Here is a 19744-nt window from a genome sequence, read left to right as displayed (position 1 = left end):
AATATTTTAGATTTGTGCTTGACGCATCCCCGTTCCCGGTGAATAATGCGCGCCACTTGGCTACATAGCTCAGTTGGTTAGAGCATAGCATTCATAATGCTGGGGTCCGGGGTTCAAGTCCCTGTGTAGCCACCAAGTACTAAAAACGGCTTACCGAAAGGTAAGCCGTTTTTTTATGCCTCGAGAAAAGTACGCCGCGGCGACAGGAAATCCTTTGCCGCCGTATTGAAGTTATCGCATCGGATTTCGAATGGCTGCCAAAGCAGACAGGGGCAAGTCCCCTCCCCCCGTGGCAGCAGAAACATCATTGCCCGCGAAGGCGTTCGATAAAGCCTGCAATTCGACCGCAAGCATCGCCGCCGGCGTGATGAACTGCGGTGCCAGGCAAGCCGGCACCGCAGTGATCGAGCCTTGAATCGAATCAGCGACGGACAGTCGGCAATGCCGACAACGCCCGCTCCCAGATCTGCCAGGTCCGCAGCCAGACCATCGCCTGCCAATCGCTGTCGGCGGGATAGAACTGCTCCAACAGGTTCAGCTTGATTGCTCGCCCCACGGTGTCACTCGGGTTGCCATGCAGATGCAGCCAGTGATCATCGCGCAGATGCCGGTGAACGTCCGGTCCCGGGTAGGTCCCGCACTCGATGACAAACGGCATCAGCCGCACTTGCGGCAGCGCATCGAGCAGCGCCTGTGAGGTGTAACCGGTGGCTGTTGCAGCCACCCCGGTTTCGCTCGTGGTGTCGGCTCCGGTTTGCAAGCTGTAGAGCCACGGCCCGTAAATCGCCTGCGCATCCTTCAGCCCCGGATACGTGGACTCAGTGATGGTCAGCAACATCGGATGACCGTACTCACCCGCGCCCGTGTGCAAGTCGAAACACATCGCGACCTCAGCGTGGGCCATGTGCTTTTGCATGATCTGGTGCAGCGTGCGGTTCGACCAGCTCGGCACCAGCCCGCCGTAGAACAGACCATCGGGATGAGCATGCTGTCCGCCCTCGACAATCGACATCACCGCCGGCCAGCCATGTTGTTGGATTTGCTCGTCAAGCAAGGCATCGACACGCTCACGCTCGGGGCCGTGCAATTGCGCGCAGGCGTAGATTTCATGCAGCGCGCTGTAGGCCTGGTTGACCGGCAGCGGGCACTGAAAGTTCAGGTGATTGCGATTGAGGTCGATGTTGTCTTCGTTGACCCGACGCAGCCACGCCATGCCCCAAGGGTTGATCGCATGGATCACCACCACGGCGACATCCGTCGGTAAGGAACGCTTGCCCAGCTCCTGCAACCATTTGGTCTGACAGCCCGAACCGTAGAAACCTTCGACCCCGTGGGTACCGCTCAACGCGATGAGCAGCCGCTTGGCCGCTGGATCTCCCAGCACCGCGACATCGGTGCTCAAGGATTCGCCGAACGGCCCCTGGAGCGGATGGGGATACTCGGTCAGCGTCGCGCCAGCATCGGTCGCAGCCGCGAGAAACTGTTCGCGCTGGATGCGATAGCTGGGCTGGGTTGGGAACTCGGTCTGCATGTCTGCCTCTTGTTGATCTTCTGGCTGCCTGGTGCAAACGACCCTACAGAAAATCCCACCGCTCATGAAGGACAAAAGTACTTCAGCACAGGAACCGGTTTGCGTCACTCCCGGCCGGCCTTTAAAGTCCATTGATCTTGTATCCAACGGACGGAGTATTTTCGCGTGTTCTCAGCCTTTCATTTGAACCGCTTTCACCTGTCAGCCCTCGCGCTGGTCGCCAGTGCTTTAACCCTGGCTGCGTGTCACAACGCTTCGGCACCGACGCTGCCCGTCGCCCCCGAAAGCGCCTCGGGCTATCGCACCGACCTGCGCACCCGGCATGCCGAAAAATACATGGCGGCCGCCGCCAACCCGCTGGCCGCTGAAGCCGGGCGCGAGATGTTGCGTCGGGGCGGCTCGGCCATCGACGCGGCGATTGCGATGCAAGCCGTGTTGACGCTGGTCGAACCGCAATCGTCGGGCATTGGTGGTGGCGCATTGATCGTGCTCTGGGATGGCAAATCCGTGCGCACCTACGACGGCCGCGAAACCGCGCCGGCCGGTGCCACCGAGAAGCTGTTCCTGCAAGCGGACGGGAAACCGATGGGATTTACCCAAGCGCAGATTGGCGGTCGTTCCGTGGGGACGCCGGGCGTCTTGCGAGCTCTGGAACTGGCCCATCAAAAACACGGTCGCCTGCCTTGGGCGCGGCTGTTTGAACCGGCGATAAAACTCGCCGAGCAAGGCTTTGCGATTTCGCCACGCTTGCATCAGTTGATTGCTGCGGACTCGTCCATGCAGCGCTCACCGGAAATGATGGCCTACTTTCTCAACGCCGATGGCAGCCCGAAAGCCGCTGGCGCCCTGCTGAAGAATCCGGCCCTGGCCACGGTGTTCAAACGCATTGCCCATGAAGGTCCCGATGCCCTCTACAAAGGCCCTGTCGCCCAAGAGATCGTGGCCAAGGTTCAGGGCCACAACAACCCGGGAAGTCTGACCCTGAGCGATCTCAGTGGCTATCAGGCCAAGGAACGCGCGCCGCTGTGTACCGACTACAAACGCTGGCAGGTTTGCGGCATGCCGCCGCCGTCGTCGGGCGGCATTGCCGTGGCGCAAATCCTGGGCACGCTGCAAGCCCTGGAAACTCGCGATCAACGTTTGGCCCTGGCGCCGATGAAACCGGTTAAAACCGATTTCCCGGCCGGTATCGAGCCAACCCCGCAAGCCGTGCACCTGATCGCCGAAGCCGAGCGTCTGGCCTACGCCGACCGCGCACAATACCTGGCCGATAGCGACTTCGTGCCCGTCCCGGTCAAAGGCCTGGTCGATCCGGCTTACCTTGCCAGCCGCGCCGCCCTGATCGGCGATCGCAGCATGGGCACCGCCAAACCCGGCACGCCACCGGGCATTCAGGTTGCCTACGCGCCAGACCGTTCGCCGTTGCGCATCTCCACCTCGCAAGTGGTGGCGGTCGATGACGCCGGCGGCGCCGTGTCCATGACCACCACCATCGAGTCCGCGTTCGGCTCCCATGTGATGGTTCAGGGCTTTCTGCTCAACAACGAAATGACCGACTTCTCGTTCATCCCTGAAGAGAACGGGCAGAAAGTCGCCAATCGCGTCGAACCCGGCAAACGCCCACGCTCCTCCATGGCCCCGACCCTGATCTTCGACCGCCAGAGCGGCGAATTCCTTGCCACCGTCGGTTCTCCCGGTGGTTCGCAAATCATCGAATACGTCGCCAAATCCACCATCGGCCTGCTCGACTGGAACCTCGATGCACAAGCCGCCATCAACCTGCCCAACTTCGGCAGCCGCAACGGCCCCACCGAACTCGAACGCGGCCAATTCAGCCCGGCACTGATTCAAGCGTTGAAAGACAAAGGGCACACGGTGAATGAAATCGACATGACCAGCGGCACCCAGGCGATTGTTCGCGTGAAGGATGCGCAAGGGAAGGCATCACTGGCAGGTGGCGCGGATCCACGGCGTGAAGGGCAGGCGCTGGGGGATTGAGTCGTACGCAGGGATGAGAAAGGGCTTACCGGTTGGTAGGCCCTTTTTTTGGAGAGCAGATCCACTTGAGCACTCTCGCGCATGATCACGCTTATCGAGGCCTACGAGGTAAAACAGTTTCCAGTCGACTTGCCGAATCCAATTGATGCAATCAAATTCCGCATGGAGCAATCCGGCCTGTCTGCTGCTGACCTTGCGCCAGCTATCGGCCGTACAAACCGTGTCTACGAAGTACTGAATGGCAAACGCGCATTAACGTTGCCGATGATCTGGAAGCTTCACGAACTGTTCGGAATACCAGCTCAAAGCCTGATCAAACCCGTCAAATGGTCACCAACTGATTAGCAAACTGTCCCACCGCGTTGACCACTTTCTGTGCGCCGTCCTGGATCTCGACAATCACCGTCCCCGCTTCCGCCGCCAGCGCCAGCCCCTGCTCGGCCTGAAGCTTGCCGTCAGTCATCAGGGCCACGGCATTGCGCGCCATGTCCTGGTTCTGACGCACCACGAGGACGATTTCGTCGGTGGCCTGGCTGGTGCGTGACGCCAATTGCCGGACCTCATCTGCCACCACGGCAAAACCCCGACCTTGTTCACCCGCGCGGGCCGCTTCGATGGCCGCATTGAGCGCCAGCAAGTTGGTCTGTTCAGCGATGCCGCTGATGGTCTTGACGATGGTGCCGATCACCAGCGATTGCTCGTTCAACGCCTCGATACCATCGCCAGCGGTTTGCATGTGCCTGGCCAGGTCACGCATCACATCGACTGCCTGGGTGACCACGGCATTGCCGCGCTGGGCACTCTGGTCGGTTTGCTGGGACGTGCTGTAGGCAATGTTGGCGGCTTCGGCGATGGCGTGTTCCTGATTGACCTGATCGGTGATGACCGTGGCGAACTTCACTACTTTGTACAGTTTGTTGTTGGCATCAACCACTGGGTTGTAGGAAGCCTCCAGCCAGACCATACGACCATGACTGTCGATCCGTTTGAAACGATCCGCCACGAATTCGCCCGCGTTCAGGCGACGCCAGAAATTCTGGTAATTGGGGCTGTTGTACTCTTCTGGCAAGCAAAAGGTGCGGTGATGTTTGCCTTTGATCTGCGCCAGGCTGTAACCCATGCCCGACAGAAAACGGTCATTGGCCGTCAGCACGTTGCCATTGAGGTCGAACTCGATCACCGCGGTGGACCGAACCAATGCACCGATCAGGTTCTCGTGTTCGCGGGAGGATTCGATGGTGCGCGTCAGGTCGCTGGAATAAATCGAGAAGTGTTTGATCCGCCCGCTCGCGCAGCGCACCGGCTGGAAGATCGAACGCAGCCAGGCTTCCTTCCCAGTGCCGCGCAACAGGCGCACGGTGCCGGCAAAGTGCTCGCCACGGATCAATGCATTCTTGAAGCGCAGCTGGAATTCGTCGTGTTTCAAATGATCGGGAACCAGATCGTCAATGTGCCGGCCGATCAAGTCGTTGCTCTTGTAATGCATCTCATCGAGGAAGTTCTGATTGACCGACTTGACCCGCCCCTCACTGTCGAGGGTCAGCACCAGCATTTCGCTTTCCAGACTTTCCTTCACTTGCTGAAGGCTGGAGAGTTCTTCACGAAGAGCCGACAGCTCCTGCTTCAAGCGTTTATTGAACATGGGAAAGCACCGATGGACAGGGTAGAAAGCGACATGCAACCTAGCCATCGGCCTTGTAGATCTTTTCTGAAGAGCGCTTCAGCTTTGTCCTACAAAAATAAAATCCATCACCTTCTGCAATCCCGCCACTCAGGCAACCTCGGTCGCCGCGCAACGCCCGAGGCTGGGCATGCGCGCACCGAAATACGCTGCGCTACTCACGCCCACCGCCCCCATCACCGCACTGAACATCACACAGACCCATGGGCTCCACGGCATCAGACCGATCAGCAGCAACGGTGTGACACTCGCCCAGGCGGCGTAGGCAATGTTGTAGGTGAAGGAAATGCCTGACACACGAACTCGCGCCGGAAACAGGTTGACCATTACCGACGGCACCGCGCCCACCACGCCACAGCAAAGACCCGCAATCACGTAGGCGAGACCGATCCAGTCACCGCCCGTGATCAGACAACCGTAAAGCACGCCAATCCCCAGCGGCAGCAACAGGCTATAGAGCATCACCGTGCGCCAGGCGCCGATTCGGTCGACCAGCAACCCGGCGAATACGCAGCCAATGTTCAGAAAAACGATGCCCAACGCACTCAGGCCGAAGGTAAGACTGGCCGTCATGCCAAAGGCTTTCTGCATCATGGTCGGGGTGATGACCACGAACACCACCACCGCCGAAGTCAGTACACAGGTGAGGATCATCGCCGGCAGCATGGCCAGGCGATGCTCACGCAGAACTGTGCGCAACGGCAGCTCGACCGCGGTTTCGCGCTGCGCCTGCATGGCCATGAACACTGGCGTTTCGTTGAGCCAGCGACGCAACCAGACGCCAATCACGCCGAACACACCGCCCAACAGGAACGGGTAGCGCCAGGCGTAATCGAGAATTTCCGCCGGTGTGAACGCCTGCGCCAGAAAAGTCGCGGTCAACGCACCGATCAAGTAACCAAACGTCAGCCCTGCCTGCAAAAAGCCCAGGGCATAACCGCGATGCCCCACTGGCGCATGCTCGGCGACAAACACCCAGGCACTCGGCACTTCGCCGCCCACCGCCGCCCCCTGAAGCACGCGCAGCACCAACAGCAGCAACGGTGCGAAATAGCCGATCTGGGCGTAGGTCGGCATGATCCCGATCAGCAGGCACGGCAGCGCCATCATCAGGATGCTCAGGCTGAAGACCTTCTTGCGTCCCAGTCGATCGGCGAAATGCGCCATCAGGATTCCGCCCAGCGGCCGCGCCAGGTAACCGGTGACGAAGATCCCGAAACTCTGCAGCAACCGCAGCCATTCGGGCATTTCCGGTGGGAAGAACAGCTGGCTCAATGTCAGCGCGAAAAACACGAAAATGATGAAGTCGTAGATTTCCAGCGCCCCGCCAAGGGCCGCAAGCCCCAGGGTCTTGTAGTCCGAGCGGCTGAACGGCGCCGGGCGCGAATCGGTGTTGGCAGTCATGAAAAAGAACTCTGGCAGGCAAAAACCAAGGCGCTCATGGTCTACGCAAACGCGCCGACGGACAACCCGTTAGACCAAAGTCGCATAGCCGCAAATCAGCCCCGCAAAAATTGTCGGTGTGAATTAATGTTGCCGTCTGTCGGGACGGGCCGGTGCGGCCCGCATGACCACAACAAACATAAAAAATCCGAGGTACCCCCGTGGCCGCTGATATCGAAGATACCCGCTCTGCCCGTTTTGCCCTGCGCTGTTCAAGTTTCGCCGAACGCTGGTTCCCTGATTCCTGGGTGTTTGCGGCGCTGGCAGTGATTATTGTCGCCCTCGCCACCTTGGCCATGGGCGCCAAACCCACCGATGCCGCGATGGCGTTCGGCGATGGTTTCTGGAGCCTGATCCCGTTCACCATGCAAATGGCCTTCGTGGTGATTGGCGGCTACGTCGTCGCCAGTTCACCACCGGCGGTGAAGTTGATCGACCGCTTGGCGAAGATCCCGAAAAACGGCCGTTCCGCCGTGGCTTGGGTGGCGCTGATTTCCATGGTCGCATCGCTGCTGAACTGGGGTTTGTCGCTGGTGTTCGGCGGCTTGCTGGTACGCGCCCTCGCCCGCCGTACCGACCTGAAAATGGACTATCGCGCCGCAGGTGCCGCGGCCTATCTGGGCCTTGGCGCGGTATGGGCATTGGGCCTGTCGTCGTCCGCTGCGCAATTGCAGGCCAACCCGGCCAGCCTGCCGCCCTCGATTCTGTCGATCACCGGGGTGATTCCTTTCACGCAAACAATCTTCCTGTGGCAATCCGGCGTGATGCTGCTGGCGCTGATCGTCATCTCGCTGATCATCGCCTACGCCACCGCACCGGGTCCGAACACGGCTCGGGACGCCAAGGCCTGCGGCGTCGACCCGAGCTTCAACCTGCCGCCTCTGCAACCACGCACCCGTCCCGGTGAATGGCTGGAATACAGTCCGTTGTTGACCATTGTGCTGGTGCTGCTGGCGGGCGGTTGGCTGTTCCACGAATTTTCGACCAAACCGACGATCACTGCGATTTCCGGGCTGAACACCTACAACTTCCTGTTCATCATGCTCGGTGCCTTGCTGCACTGGCGCCCGCGCAGCTTCCTCGACGCGGTGTCCCGTGCGGTGCCGACCACCACCGGCGTGCTGATCCAGTTCCCGCTGTACGGCTCGATTGCCGCGTTGATGACGACGGTCAAAGGCGCCGATGCCCAGACCCTGGCCCATCACATCTCGACCTTTTTCGTCAGCATCGCGTCCCACGACACTTATGCGCTGCTGATGGGCGTGTATTCGGCGATCCTCGGTTTCTTCATCCCGTCCGGCGGCGGCAAGTGGATCATCGAAGCCCCCTACGTGATGCAAGTCGCCAACGACCTGAACTATCACCTGGGCTGGGCCGTGCAGATCTATAACGCTGCCGAAGCCCTGCCGAACCTGATCAACCCGTTCTACATGCTGCCGCTGCTGGGTGTGCTGGGGTTGAAGGCGCGGGACCTGATCGGTTTCTCGTTCGTGCAACTGCTGGTGCACACGCCGCTGGTGCTGTTTCTTTTGTGGGCACTGGGAACAACGCTGGCGTACACACCGCCGGTGATGCCTTAACAGCAAAAAAGGGGCCGATATCGCTATCGGCCCCTTTTTTGTAACAGCAGTTTTGACTCAGCTAACGCCTACAGAAAGGCTTTACTGCGCATCAACCGGACGCAGACGGTACTGCGGCGGCAGTTGCTCGAAGCCGCTGATGGTGGCGTTCAGGCTTTTCCAGCGACCGTCCTTGATGCCGTAGATGCAACCGTGGATCGACAGGCTCTGCCCACGGTGCCAGGCGTTCTGCACGATGCTGGTGTGGCCGACGTTGGCCACTTGCTGGATCACGTTGAGCTCGCAGAGGCGGTCGACACGCTCCTCTTCGGTCGCGTACTTGGCCAGTTCTTCGCGTTTTTCGTAATACAGATCGCGGATCGAGCGCAGCCAGCCGTCAATCAGGCCCAACTGACGATCCTGCATCGAGGCACGCACGCCGCCGCAGCCATAGTGACCGGTGACGAGGATGTGTTTGACCTTGAGCACGTCGACCGCGTACTGGATCACCGACAGGCAGTTCAGGTCGGTGTGCAACACCACGTTCGCCACGTTGCGGTGCACGAACAGGTCACCGGGCAGCATGCCCACAATCTCGTTCGCCGGCACGCGGGCATCGGAACAACCGATCCACAGGAATTCCGGGGTCTGCTGACGGGCCAGTTTGGCGAAGAAGTCAGGATCTTCCTCCTTGATCGCAGCGGCCCAACGCTCGTTGTTATCAATCAGATCTTGTAATTCGTTCATGCAATGAAGCCTCGTGAATGATGCGCTGCTTTGACAGACGACCGCCCGTCGAGGTCACGCGCGTATTGCAGAAACCCTGATGCGAGGTGGCGCTCCATGCCGGTGGAATTCTCATGAGCCCGACAGGTCCACCCTAGTAAGGCCCACAGTATGAGGAATTGCCATGACTGATTCACGACGTCCATACGATGCGGCGCAACCGCAACCCATTGATGATAACGAAGACCGCATGGGCTCGGTACATGAACTGGATTTCGATGAGGAAGAACCCAGTGCAAAAATCGGTGACGAACTGCCCGAAAAAGAACGCGAGCAGCTGATGCCGCGCCAGCGCTTGCGTGAAGCGGGCATGACCGGTGCTTCGACCGATGACCATGAGCCCACCGACGATGACATGAGCCCGGAAACATTGATCCGTGAAGACGGTGCGCGAGATGGCCATGAGGCTGGCGAGGACAATCGCGCGGATTGGGACCTGAGCATTGTCGATGAGGACGACATCGGCGGCGGCAATGGCCTGGATGAAGCGGAGCTGGCGCGGCGCGATCCGATGGATGGCAAGCGCTGATTTTTTGTGGCAAGGGAGCTTGCTCCCGTTCGGCTGCGAAGCAGTCGCGAGAAATATTGCCTAAACCTCACAGGGGACCGCTTCGCGGCCCAGCGGGAGCAAGCTCCCTCGCCACAATGGTGATTCAATCCACCAAAGTACAGGCCATGACCACCGCATCTTCGCGCCCGCCCACCGCCGGGTAGTAATCCCGGCGACGGCCGATTTCGTTGAAGCCATACCGTTCATAAAGCCTGAACGCCGCGGTATTGCTGTCGCGCACTTCCAGAAAGCACTCTCGGGCGTCGGCCTTGTAGGCAATCGACATCAGATGTTCCAGCAACGTCAGGCCCAGGCCACGGCCCTGGTTTTCCGGTTTGACGGTGATGTTCAGCAGATGCGCCTCATCAAGGATGATCTGCACCACACCGTGGCCCACCTGCTGCTGGCCCTCATACATCAACCAGATCTGATATTTGCCCAGGCCATCGAGAAAAATCCCGCGGGTCCAGGGATGGCTGTAAGCCGCGTATTCGATCTTCAGTACGGTTTCCATGTCCGCCTCGGTCATCGGGCGGAACGATACAGCGTCACTCATTCGATTCTTTCCAGCGCGCCATCAGCCGACGCATGGCTTGCCATACATCAGCTTTACGCTGTGGCTCTTCCATTAATAACTCCAGGCCCGGCAGGGCCCAGACCGACCCCAGGCCTTCGACCAGGAGTTCGCGGTTGAACGACTCGGCATTGGTTTCGCCGGCAAAACGTACAGCGGGCAGGCCGATCAGCCATAAACAGACGCACGGCGCCTCTTCCATCCGCAGCGAGAGAAAACCCTGCACAAAGTCACGGGCCGCTTCCGGTCCCTGATCCATCGTTCCGCGCACCAGCAGTGGCCAGCGTATCGGTTCGCCGACGATCTGCGGGCTGTCCGGCAGACCGGCGGCGCGCAGCATGTCTTTGAGCAGCAAATAAGCGGGATCGCGGGTCTGGAACGTTTCGCCTGTGGGTAACTCGACCAGCAGCAGGCAACGCCCGGCCCGCAGCAATTGCAGCGCGAAGCGCGGTGGCGGTACGACCGGCGCCTTGGCCACGACCGGTGCCGCTTCAGCCTCCTCCACCGGTTTGGCCCCGGTGCGCGTGCTCGCCGCCGATGGCCGCGGCACCTCGATCTTCACCCGCTCGGTCGCCTTGACCGCAGGCGCCACGGGCGTTTCAGCCACCGGAGCCGGCGCAACAGACGCGACGACAAGCGGCTCGGCGATCTCCAGCAGCTCGGGCCGCGACGGCGCGGCAAAGGGCAATTCGGTGCGCGGCAGCCAGTTGACCACCTGCATGGCGTTCAAATAAGCGCGACGGCGGGACTCGATAAGCAAAGGTCGGCCACTTGTGGATAACTAATAGTGCGCTGATTCTACCGCCGTTCGCACAAGATCGCCCGCTGTTGATCGATAGACTTTACCGATACAAAAAGCGACAGCTTGTCCCGAGAGTGAATCGCATCGCGCCCAATGCAGTACAATCGCGGCTTTTAATCGCCAACCAGCCGGCCATTCCGATGATCGAACCCAAGCGCGTCTTGCGCGCCCTCGCTGAACACTGGGCACTTCTGGAGCCACTGTGCGAGCACTTCGACCAAGGCACACTGAGCCTCAACGAATTGCGTTCACAGTTGGCCGCCCAGCAACTCGACAGTACGCCGCAGGACATCACCAGCCTGCTGGACGTGTGGATTCGCCTCGATATCCTGGTTCCCGTGGCGAAAAGCCCGAACCGGTTCGAGCTCAATGCGCAGATTCACGATTTCCTCGCCTACCTGCGCCGTGAACACCGTTTGGGCCTGTGCCTGGAGATCGAAGCCTATTTGCGCCACCTCGAACGCCTGGCCGGTTACATCCAGGACGCCTTCGATATTCGCGATGGCAACGACCTGGCGCGCCAGTTGCGCCTGCTCGACATGCGGGTGCGCGATGTACTGAAAAAACTCGATAACGACGAACAGGCGCTGGTGGCCGTCGCCGAAAGGGCGAAAACCAGCGACCGGCAGATTCCCTTGCGCCAGCGTTACGCTGAAGTCCTGGCGACCTGGGACGAATACGTCGAGCCGATGATTGATCTGGTGAACGCCGACGGCGCCTTCGAACAAGGCGTGCGCAAGGTCGAAACCGTGCTGCTGAAGATGCTCAGCGAGCAGCAACGTCTCGGCCACCTGGTCGACGATGACATGCTGCTGCGCACCCACGCGCGCATCCTCGAAATGCAGACCAGCGCCCAGTTGACCCTGCGTCATGCCCGCGAATTGCTGCTGCCGCTGCGTGAAGAAGCGCGTCGCCACAACGCCGTGACCCGTGGCGCCGCACTGGCCCTGTCGATGATCCGGCGCAAAGGCATCGACGCCGTACCGCATGCGGCCATGCCGATGTTCACGCGCCCGCAGAGCACTTTCCTCGGCAGCGCCAGTCAGGTCGAAGCCTACGTTTACGCCCTGGCCCGTTTCGAACCGAAACCGGCGCGTTTCCCAAAGGCCCACAAGACCCAGAAAGGCGAAGCGCCCCGCGCACCGCGCACGGTTCGGGAAATGCTCGAACGCTGCGAAGATGCCCTGCCGATGCCGGACCTGATGACCTGGCTGCTGGAGCAGGAACCGGACGGCGCCACCGACGAATTGCTGTACTGGTTCTCTCGCCTGTCCCGGGAAAAACGCTTCAAGCGCGAGCGCCTGGAACGTCGCGACTACTTCACACACGAGCACCAGGTCAGCCTGCGCTCCTTCGCCCTGCTCTCGGCTGGCGACACCGCCGTCGAGGATTCTGCGAGCACTCCCTATGCATCTTGATCTATCCGAACTGTCCCATCTGGCACCGATTTTTCGCGAGCTATTCAAGGGTTATCACGTCAGCCGCCGCGATCCGGAGCTGTACGCACAGTTGTCGAACTTTCAGGACCAATACCGCACGCTGTTCAAGGCCCTGGGCTTTGAACTGGTCTGCGATACCCGCGGTTTCTACTACTTCGTGCCGGACCTCGCCGCCGCTGCGGTGAACAAGACCGCCCAGCGTCTGGCCCTGTTCACCTTCATCCTCGTCGAACACCTGGCCGACCAGGGCCGTGACCCGATCACAGTGCTCGACGGTGGCAGCCTCGGCCGCGATGAATTGCCGTCGTTGCTGGATAAGTATCGCGACCTGTTCATCCAGGCTGAAGTGCAGACCGTCGAAGAACTCGAAGAAAAAATCATGCGCCGCATGACCCAACTCGGCTTCGCGGGCGAAGAAAACGGCATCTACCGTTTCCTGCCGCCCATGCACCGTTTCCTCGATGTGTGCCTGTCGGTTCAACAGGACCGTGATCTGGCGGCCAGCCTGCACAGCGTATTGCCGCTGCCGGTGCCAGTGCTGATCGATGAAGACAGCGACGAAAAACTGCTGCAGACCGACGATCCGCTCGACCTCAGTGAATTCGAAGGTGAAAGCGAAGAAGACGCGCTGGCCCGGGCCATCGCCGAAGAACAGGAGCTCGACGCATGAGCAAGGAACGTTACGGCATCCGCCGCTTTGCCCTTCTGAACACCGCCGGTTACAGCCTTGGTCTGTTCCCGCTGGAAGAACCGCTGTCGGTATACGGTGCGAACAACCTCGGCAAATCCGCCTCGATCAACGCCTTGCAGTTCCCGATCCTGGCGCGCATGTCGGACATGAGTTTCGGCAAGTACAGCCTGGAGCAATCCCGGCGCTTCTACTTCGCTTCGGACACCAGCTACATCCTCGTTGAAGTGAACCTGCCCCACGGCCCGCACGTGATCGGCGTGGTCGGGCGCGGCCCGGGTGGTGGTTTCGGTCACCAGTTCTTCGCTTACGCCGGCAAACTCGATTTGGCTCACTACCAAAAGAACGATACCTGCCTGCGTCAGAAAGAACTGTTCACCAACCTTGAGCGCGAAGGCCTGAAAGCCTACGAACTCAAGCCGGATGAACTGCGCCGTTTGCTGGTCGGCGGACACACGTCGATCCCGCTGGACCTGACGCTGATTCCGCTGCGCTCCACCAGCGAGCAAAGCCTGAAGACTTTCCGCGCGCTGTTCATCAACCTGCTGCACATGCGCGAAATCACTGCGGCCAAGCTTAAGCAATTGTTCCTCGATGCCTTCGAGCACAGCCTGCGCTCCGGTAGCGTCGATTACATTGCTGCGTGCGAAGAAGCCTTCCGCGATGTACGACGCATGGAGCAGGACTACAACTCGCTGGTTGCTGCCGGCCCATTGGTCGAAGCACTGGCCAACGGCGTCAAGCAACGCGACATTCTGCGCGGCAAATTGCACCGGATCTCTCCCCTGCTCGACTCCTTGCTCGGCACCTGGTCGGACTACGCCAGTGCGCGCAAGGAAGAACTGACCATTCAGTCCGAACACTACCGCAACGAGCAGGACGCCCTGCAAAACGATCAGCGCGGCGGCACTCAGGAGCTGATGCGCCTGGAACGGGAAATCACCGGCATCCAGCGCTGGCTCGGCGAACTGTCGGTGCTCAAGCATCGCTTTGCCCTGGTCGATGACGTCAAGGTGCTGGAACAGCAACTGCTGGCCGCCAAGGACGCTCACGACGAACTGGCCGGTGCATTGGCGCAGTCCCGTCAGTTCAGCGCCGAAGACCTCGAAGAGCGTCTGCGCGACCTGGAAAAGCGCTTGAAGTCGGTCAAACAGCAACTCGATCACGCCGACAACAACAGCTACGCCCGTCTGCGTGAAGAGTTCTCGCAGCAAGACGTCGAGCGTCTAATGCGCCTGTTCAACAGCGCGCTGTTCAGCCTGCCATTGGGCGAACACGGCATCACCCTCGACGAGAACGGCGACTGGGTGAAGTCGGTGGAACTGATCCTCGACGGCTTCAAAGGTGAGCGTTTCGAAGTACCGGGCCTGTCCATCGACATCTCGAACATCGAACCGCCAGCCTTGCAAGCCCTGGCGGACCGTGCCGCACTGCGCGATCAGAAAGAGCGTCTGGACAAAGAACTCAAGCAACTCAAGACCCAGCAAGCCGTCGCCGCCGACCGCGCTGCGAGCAAGACCCAGACCGAAGCGCTGTACCAGCAAGTGCTGGATGCGCAGAAGGCGTTGGAAGACTTCCGTCGCGCGCAAACACTGAGCGCCGAGGAAGGTGACAAGCTCGAACAACTGGCGCAAATGGAAGCCGCGCAGGACGAACTGAAGCGTTCCAGTGACGCCTTCACCGAACGCGTCCAGCAACTGTCGGCCAAGCTGCAATTGGTCGGCCGGCAGATCGGCGACATGGAAGCCAAGCAACGCACCCTCGACGACGCCCTGCGTCGCCGTCAGCTGTTGCCGGCGGACCTGCCGTTCGGCACGCCGTTCATGGACCCGATCGACGATTCGATGGACAACCTGCTGCCGTTGCTCAACGACTATCAGGACAGCTGGCAAGGCCTGCTGCGCGCCGACGGCCAGATCGAAGCGCTGTACGCTCAGGTGCGCCTCAAGGGCGTGGCCAAGTTCGACAGCGAAGACGACATGGAGCGCCGTCTGTCTCTGTTGATCAACGCTTACGCGCACCGCACCGACGAAGCCCTGACCCTCGGCAAGGCACGCCGTGCCGCCGTGACGGACATCGCCCGGACCCTGCGCAACATCCGCAGCGACTACGACAGCCTTGAGCACCAACTGGCGCTGTTCAACCGCGAGATCAACAAGCGTCAGGTGTCCAACCTGCAAAGCTTCCGCATCGTCCTCGCGCCGAACAAGGAAGCGCTCAAGCACATCGACCAGATCATCCACAGTGCCGGTCAGTACGAAGAAGGTGAAACCCTGTCCGTCTTCGACCTCAGCCAAAGCGCCGAGCAGGACAACAAGAACGAAGAGGCCAAGGAATACCTGGCGCGCCTGGTGGCGGCGAATCACAACCAGCTCGGTCTCAAGGATCTGTTTGAACTGGCGTTCGAAATCACCAAGGTCAACGGTCAGCCGGTGATCCACACCGACATCGACGGCGCCGCGTCCAACGGCACCACGATGACCATCAAGGCGCTGACCAACATGTACTTGTTGCTGCACTTGATGGACCGTGACCTCGCCGGCCGCGTGCGTCTGCCGTACTACCTCGATGAGGCGGCAGACATCGACGAGAAGAACCAGGCCGCCCTGCTGGAAACCAGCCTGCAATTGGGCTTCGTGCCGATCCTGGCGAGCGTGAAGCCGCAAGTCTGTGCCAGTGTCGCCATCGACCTGGAAGGCGGTAGCGGCCCGGCCGGCATCTACATCGATGAGGCAGACTGGAAGTACATTCGTCGTCACGATCAAGTGAAGGCAACGGTCAATGAGCAAGCGAATGAACCGGAGCTGGATGCAGTCTGAGGCTTGAATCGAAGGCAGTAAAAAGGCCGCGATCCATTTTGGATCGCGGCCTTTTTCATGGGTATCTTTTAACGGTATCGGTGACCTTTAAGGCCCTATCGCGAGCAAGCTCGCTCCTACAGGATTTGCGGTGAAACAAACACCACTGGATCTTGTGGGAGCGAGCTCGCTCGAGATGGCGTCATTACAGACGCCCTATCCATTTCCTGTCATTTACCCAGGCTGATCTTCGGCGCCCAGGTCAGCCATTCGTCTTCGAACTTGTCAAACAGCGCGAACGTTTGCTCGGGCAGTGCCTGATTGCCCATGTTCTCGCCGTCTGGCGTGGCAAAGGCAACACCGCCCTGAATGATCGTTTCCAGGGATTCAGTGCGCACCGTAGCGCCTCTGAACAGGCCGACATCGAAGTCAAATCCACTGGTGTTCCAGAAGCGCGTACCCGTGCGTACCAACGGCGCGTACTTCGGTTCGATCAGGATACGGATCAACACACGATCAGCGGTTTGGCCCAACTCATATCCGACCACTTTGCCTACAGTGATTTCACGGTAGGTGACCGGCACACCGGCCTTGAGGGATCCACGGCGCGGGGCGCTCAACACCAGGCTCAAACCGGCTTCCTGTTTGGCAGTTTCAGGTGGAGTGGGCAGTGCCACGAAGGTCTTCTGCGGTCCAAGATTCTTGGCAGCAGGCTGTACTTCAATGTATTGCCCAGTCACCAGTGTTTCTAGGTTGGACGTCTTGATCAGTCCCAGTTCAGGCTTGACCACCCAGAACTGACTACCAACCCGAGCGATGCGCTCCGGCACTTCAGTGATACGAGCGGTCAGCAGCACTGACTGCAAATCATCACTCAGGTCGACATCTTCAATCTTGCCGACATCCAGGCCTTTGAAGCGAATCGGCGTGCCGGTACGCAAACCATCGGCGCGTTCCACTTTGATCGTGACGACCTCCCCCTTCTGTGTGGCGTCTTCATGATTGGGGAATAGACGGAAACGAGGAATGCGTTTCTGCAATGGCGCCTTGGCTTCCGGCGTCTCGAAAGCGATACCGCCAGCCATCAGACTCTGTAGCGACTCACTTTTAACCTCAACCCCATTCAGCCCGCCCTTGAGCGTAATACCGCTGGCATTCCAGAAGCGTGTCGAGCCGTTGACCAGTTCCTCGTATTCCTTCTCGATGTGCACACCAATAATCAGCTGCTTTTTGGTTCTCGAGAACTGGTAGCTCTGGACCGAACCGACCTTGACCTGCTTGTAGAGAACCGGGCTACCGACTTCCAGCGAGCCGAGGTTTTCGGTGAACAACACGAGGTGCAAGCCAGGTGCGCGCAGATCCAGTGGCGGCGCCTTGGGCCGCGCGACGAATTCGCGTTGCGGAGCTGCGCCCTTGTCACCAGGACGCACAGCGATGTAGTTACCTTTGACCAGTGCTTCCAGGCCGGTAATCCCCGCCAGGGAAATCGACGGTTTGACCACCCAGAATTGCGTGCCGTCCACCAGGTAATCTTCGGCCAACGGATCCATCGTCAATTCGGCGGTAGCCCCGGACAGATCAGGATCAACCTTCAGTGCCTTGAGATTGCCAACCTGGATGCCTTTGTACATCACCGGCGTACGACCGGCCTGCAGGCCGTCGAAATCGGTGAGCTTGACCTTGATTCGAATACCAGCCGCTGCCGCATCGAAGTCTTCAAAGAGTCTGAATGGCAGACTCGGATCGGTGGGCGGGCTGTCCTTGCGGTTCTCCGGCGTTGCGAACGCAATACCACCGGCGACGATACTGGCCAAGGATTCACTGCGTATCTTCACGCCCGACAGGCTGGCATCGATGCTGACGCCACTGGCGTTCCAGAAACGGGTGTGTTTGCGCACCAGTTTGGCGTAGGTCGGCTCAATGAATACCTTGAGCTCAACGGTGCTCTGGTCTTCAGAAAGGATATAGCTCTTGATCTCCCCAACCTTGATCTGCTTGTAGAACACCGGGCTGCCACGGTTCAACGAACCCAGGCGATCAGCCTTGATGGTCAGATGCAGGCCGGGCTGCGCATCAGAGAGCGGCGGTTCCTCTGCCAGAGCCTTGAACTTGCGGATCGACTCGCCCTCTCCCGGACTGACCGCAACATAGTTACCCGAAACCAGCGTTTCCAGACCCGTGATACCGGCCAGGGTCACACTCGGTTTGATCAGCCAGAAACGGGTGCCAGTACGCAGATACTGTTCCACATCCTTGTTCATTTCGACGCTGGCGATCACACCCTTCGAGTTGCCCTCGTCATCGAGCTTGAGACTTTTGACCTTACCGACCGACATGCCTTTATAGACAACCTCAGTCTTGTTGGCCTGAATGCCCTCTCCACTTTCAAAGCGCACCTGAATCATGATGCCGGTTTCGTTATAGGCACGCCAACCGAGCCAGCCGCCAATGATCAAGGCAATCAAAGGCAATACCCAGATGGCAGACCAGTTCGAGGCCGGTCGGGTTTTCGCTACAGGCAAATCACTCATGGTCGTCGTCCGACTCCGTGTTATCCCAAATCAGTCGGGGATCAAAAGTTACCGCGGCAAGCATCGTCAAAATCACCACACTGGCGAAAGCGACTGCGCCAAGATTGGCTTCGATACTGGCAAGCCTCCCGAAATTCACGACCGCCACCAGGATGGCGATCACAAAGATATCAAGCATCGACCAGCGGCCGATGAATTCAATAAAGCGGTACATCCAGATGCGCTGACGCGCTGAAAGTGGTTGGCGGCGCTGCACGGAAAACAGCAGCAACGCGATCCCCACCAGCTTGAACGTGGGCACCACAATACTGGCGATAAACACCACGGCGGCAATAGGGACCATGCCGTAGTGCACCAAATCGATTACCCCCGCCATGATCGTACTGGGAGCACCTTTGCCCAAAGAGTTGATGGTCATGATCGGCAACAGATTGGCCGGTATGTAAAGAATGGCGGCGGTGATCAGCAAAGCCCAGGTCCGCACCAGACTGTTGGGGGTGCGGGCATGCACCAACGCTCCGCAGCGCGTACAGACCTGCTCATCGGTATCAGCTTCCTGCCTGTTCAATTCATGACATTCTTTGCAAATCAGAATGCCTGCATCAATCGCCCGCATGGGCATCCTCTCCTGATAACGCTTGCCAGATCTGGTGAGGCGACATGACGACCTCCAGCCAGACCTGAACCAGCAACAAACCTATGAAGCACGCCAACCCCAGGCCTATGGTGATTGCTGCCATATCTGCCAGTTTTACGATCGCAACCAATACGCCCATGAGGTAAACCTCAAGCATCCCCCATTCGCGTATGTGGTGATAAATGCGATAGAGCAACAAGCCGTAGCTACGTCCGATATCGAAACGGATACTCAACAATACGACCAATTGGCACAGCAGCTTGAGCAGCGGGATGCCCATGCTGCACAGGAACACAATCACTGAAACGCTTTGCATCCCCGTATCAAAAAGCGCAACAACCCCACTCCAGACGGTGTCATTCGACGATTGCCCGAGGAGATTGAGCTGCATGATGGGTAAAAAGTTCGCCGGGATGTACAACAGCAGAGCGGTAAATACCAACGCGAGACTACGCTGCACGACGTTGTGCCGATGGGCGTAAAGCTCGTAGCCACAGCGCGGGCACAGGGCTTTTTCGCCATGGGCAAGATCGGGCTTACGCATTAGCAGGTCGCACTCATGACAGGCGACCAGATTTTCCAGTGGTAATTCTGACAGCCCTTTGGCGTCAACCGAATCCGGCATAAGTGCTCTGACTCTGAAAAAGTTGGACCTATTCTAGTGTTCTGGGGCGAAAATAACTGAGCAATTTGTGCTTGATTGATCTCGTCTTTTTCTACGCCCAAA

At 59.4% G+C, this 19744-nt stretch carries 16 protein-coding genes, 1 tRNA gene and 1 pseudogene; 9 read left to right on the top strand and 9 right to left on the bottom strand.

Going from position 1 to position 19744, the window contains the following annotated elements; translation table 11 throughout:
- Positions 1–58 precede the first annotated feature (58 nt).
- Both QYH43_RS14130 and QYH43_RS14125 read left to right on the top strand, forming a co-directional pair.
- Positions 59–135, top strand: a tRNA-Met gene (locus QYH43_RS14130).
- 115 nt (positions 136–250) lie between these two features.
- Complete coding sequence (locus QYH43_RS14125) at positions 251–415, top strand: hypothetical protein (RefSeq protein WP_301157243.1); 165 nt, start codon at positions 251–253, stop codon at positions 413–415.
- 6 nt (positions 416–421) lie between these two features.
- Here the strand turns inward: QYH43_RS14125 and QYH43_RS14120 are convergent, their stop codons facing one another.
- Positions 422–1531, bottom strand: a complete 1110-nt coding sequence (locus QYH43_RS14120) for a M14 family metallopeptidase (RefSeq protein ID WP_301157242.1) — start codon at positions 1529–1531, stop codon at positions 422–424.
- 165 nt (positions 1532–1696) lie between these two features.
- On the opposite strand from QYH43_RS14120, the gene ggt reads away from it, so the two are divergent.
- Both ggt and QYH43_RS14110 read left to right on the top strand, forming a co-directional pair.
- On the top strand, positions 1697–3529 hold the full coding sequence (gene ggt, locus QYH43_RS14115; protein ID WP_301157241.1) for a gamma-glutamyltransferase: 1833 nt from the start codon (positions 1697–1699) through the stop codon (positions 3527–3529).
- Positions 3530–3610: 81 nt separating this feature from the next.
- Positions 3611–3874: pseudogene (locus tag QYH43_RS14110) on the top strand (type II toxin-antitoxin system HigA family antitoxin); the annotation flags it as partial.
- On the opposite strand, the gene QYH43_RS14105 reads toward QYH43_RS14110, so the two are convergent.
- Complete coding sequence (locus tag QYH43_RS14105; protein WP_095060031.1) at positions 3852–5171, bottom strand: PAS domain-containing methyl-accepting chemotaxis protein; 1320 nt, start codon at positions 5169–5171, stop codon at positions 3852–3854. The pseudogene QYH43_RS14110 and the gene QYH43_RS14105 sit on opposite strands and share 23 nt — an antisense overlap.
- Positions 5172–5300: 129 nt before the next feature.
- Positions 5301–6614 carry an MFS transporter gene (locus QYH43_RS14100; RefSeq protein ID WP_301157240.1) on the bottom strand — a complete coding sequence of 438 codons (1314 nt, stop codon included), beginning with the start codon at positions 6612–6614 and terminating at the stop codon, positions 5301–5303.
- 200 nt (positions 6615–6814) lie between these two features.
- Between QYH43_RS14100 and QYH43_RS14095 the strand changes: the two genes are divergently transcribed.
- Entirely contained in the window at positions 6815–8233 is a 1419-nt protein-coding gene (locus QYH43_RS14095) for a short-chain fatty acid transporter (protein WP_095060035.1), read from the top strand.
- An 81-nt stretch (positions 8234–8314) separates the two neighbouring features.
- On the opposite strand, the gene can is transcribed toward QYH43_RS14095, so the two are convergent.
- Positions 8315–8959 (bottom strand): carbonate dehydratase, encoded by a 645-nt coding sequence (can, locus tag QYH43_RS14090; protein WP_095060037.1) that lies wholly within the window; start codon positions 8957–8959, stop codon positions 8315–8317.
- Between the two features lie 163 nt (positions 8960–9122).
- On the opposite strand from can, the gene QYH43_RS14085 reads away from it, so the two are divergent.
- Complete coding sequence (locus tag QYH43_RS14085; protein WP_095060039.1) at positions 9123–9527, top strand: serine kinase/phosphatase; 405 nt, start codon at positions 9123–9125, stop codon at positions 9525–9527.
- A 124-nt stretch (positions 9528–9651) separates the two neighbouring features.
- On the opposite strand, the gene rimI is transcribed toward QYH43_RS14085, so the two are convergent.
- Together rimI and QYH43_RS14075 are read right to left on the bottom strand one after the other, a co-directional pair.
- Complete coding sequence (rimI, locus tag QYH43_RS14080) at positions 9652–10104, bottom strand: ribosomal protein S18-alanine N-acetyltransferase (protein ID WP_095060041.1); 453 nt, start codon at positions 10102–10104, stop codon at positions 9652–9654.
- Positions 10097–10843 carry an energy transducer TonB gene (locus QYH43_RS14075; protein ID WP_301157291.1) on the bottom strand — a complete coding sequence of 249 codons (747 nt, stop codon included), beginning with the start codon at positions 10841–10843 and terminating at the stop codon, positions 10097–10099. The genes rimI and QYH43_RS14075 overlap by 8 nt, the downstream gene beginning before the upstream one ends.
- 221 nt (positions 10844–11064) lie before the next feature.
- Between QYH43_RS14075 and mksB the strand changes: the two genes are divergently transcribed.
- From mksB to mksF, 3 genes are read left to right on the top strand one after another with little or no spacing between them, the layout of a single operon-like run.
- Positions 11065–12342 carry an Mks condensin complex protein MksB gene (gene mksB, locus QYH43_RS14070; protein ID WP_177408844.1) on the top strand — a complete coding sequence of 426 codons (1278 nt, stop codon included), beginning with the start codon at positions 11065–11067 and terminating at the stop codon, positions 12340–12342.
- Positions 12332–13033, top strand: a complete 702-nt coding sequence (mksE, locus tag QYH43_RS14065; RefSeq protein WP_095060047.1) for an Mks condensin complex protein MksE — start codon at positions 12332–12334, stop codon at positions 13031–13033. The genes mksB and mksE overlap by 11 nt, the downstream gene beginning before the upstream one ends.
- On the top strand, positions 13030–15870 hold the full coding sequence (gene mksF, locus QYH43_RS14060) for an Mks condensin complex protein MksF (RefSeq protein WP_095060049.1): 2841 nt from the start codon (positions 13030–13032) through the stop codon (positions 15868–15870). Before mksE ends, mksF begins: the two co-directional genes overlap by 4 nt.
- A gap of 209 nt (positions 15871–16079) precedes the next feature.
- Here the strand turns inward: mksF and QYH43_RS14055 are convergent, their stop codons facing one another.
- From QYH43_RS14055 to QYH43_RS14045, 3 genes are read right to left on the bottom strand one after another with little or no spacing between them, the layout of a single operon-like run.
- A complete protein-coding gene (locus QYH43_RS14055) occupies positions 16080–18380 on the bottom strand; it encodes an MlaD family protein (RefSeq protein ID WP_301157239.1) in 2301 nt (766 codons plus the stop codon).
- The gene (locus QYH43_RS14050; RefSeq protein ID WP_095060053.1) at positions 18373–18996 is read right to left on the bottom strand and encodes a paraquat-inducible protein A; all 624 of its coding nucleotides are present in this window, start codon (positions 18994–18996) and stop codon (positions 18373–18375) included. The genes QYH43_RS14055 and QYH43_RS14050 overlap by 8 nt, the downstream gene beginning before the upstream one ends.
- Entirely contained in the window at positions 18983–19642 is a 660-nt protein-coding gene (locus QYH43_RS14045) for a paraquat-inducible protein A (RefSeq protein ID WP_095060055.1), read from the bottom strand. The genes QYH43_RS14050 and QYH43_RS14045 overlap by 14 nt, the downstream gene beginning before the upstream one ends.
- Positions 19643–19744: the final 102 nt, after the last annotated feature.

The organism is Pseudomonas sp. C32 (assembly GCF_030417915.1).
Lineage (GTDB): Bacteria > Pseudomonadota > Gammaproteobacteria > Pseudomonadales > Pseudomonadaceae > Aquipseudomonas.
This window is presented reverse-complemented; position numbering and strand designations above follow the sequence as displayed.

What these genes read in the sequence shown, in the direction of transcription:
- QYH43_RS14125 (WP_301157243.1), top strand. Translation starts at nt 251, where the DNA reads ATGGCTGCCAAAGCAGACAGGGGCAAGTCCCCTCCCCCCGTGGCAGCA.
- QYH43_RS14120 (WP_301157242.1), bottom strand. Translation starts at nt 1,531, where the DNA reads ATGCAGACCGAGTTCCCAACCCAGCCCAGCTATCGCATCCAGCGCGAA.
- QYH43_RS14105 (WP_095060031.1), bottom strand. Translation starts at nt 5,171, where the DNA reads ATGTTCAATAAACGCTTGAAGCAGGAGCTGTCGGCTCTTCGTGAAGAA.
- QYH43_RS14100 (WP_301157240.1), bottom strand. Translation starts at nt 6,614, where the DNA reads ATGACTGCCAACACCGATTCGCGCCCGGCGCCGTTCAGCCGCTCGGAC.
- can (WP_095060037.1), bottom strand. Translation starts at nt 8,959, where the DNA reads ATGAACGAATTACAAGATCTGATTGATAACAACGAGCGTTGGGCCGCT.
- QYH43_RS14085 (WP_095060039.1), top strand. Translation starts at nt 9,123, where the DNA reads ATGACTGATTCACGACGTCCATACGATGCGGCGCAACCGCAACCCATT.
- rimI (WP_095060041.1), bottom strand. Translation starts at nt 10,104, where the DNA reads ATGAGTGACGCTGTATCGTTCCGCCCGATGACCGAGGCGGACATGGAA.
- QYH43_RS14075 (WP_301157291.1), bottom strand. Translation starts at nt 10,843, where the DNA reads ATGCAGGTGGTCAACTGGCTGCCGCGCACCGAATTGCCCTTTGCCGCG.
- mksB (WP_177408844.1), top strand. Translation starts at nt 11,065, where the DNA reads ATGATCGAACCCAAGCGCGTCTTGCGCGCCCTCGCTGAACACTGGGCA.
- mksE (WP_095060047.1), top strand. Translation starts at nt 12,332, where the DNA reads ATGCATCTTGATCTATCCGAACTGTCCCATCTGGCACCGATTTTTCGC.
- mksF (WP_095060049.1), top strand. Translation starts at nt 13,030, where the DNA reads ATGAGCAAGGAACGTTACGGCATCCGCCGCTTTGCCCTTCTGAACACC.
- QYH43_RS14055 (WP_301157239.1), bottom strand. Translation starts at nt 18,380, where the DNA reads ATGAGTGATTTGCCTGTAGCGAAAACCCGACCGGCCTCGAACTGGTCT.
- QYH43_RS14050 (WP_095060053.1), bottom strand. Translation starts at nt 18,996, where the DNA reads ATGCGGGCGATTGATGCAGGCATTCTGATTTGCAAAGAATGTCATGAA.
- QYH43_RS14045 (WP_095060055.1), bottom strand. Translation starts at nt 19,642, where the DNA reads ATGCCGGATTCGGTTGACGCCAAAGGGCTGTCAGAATTACCACTGGAA.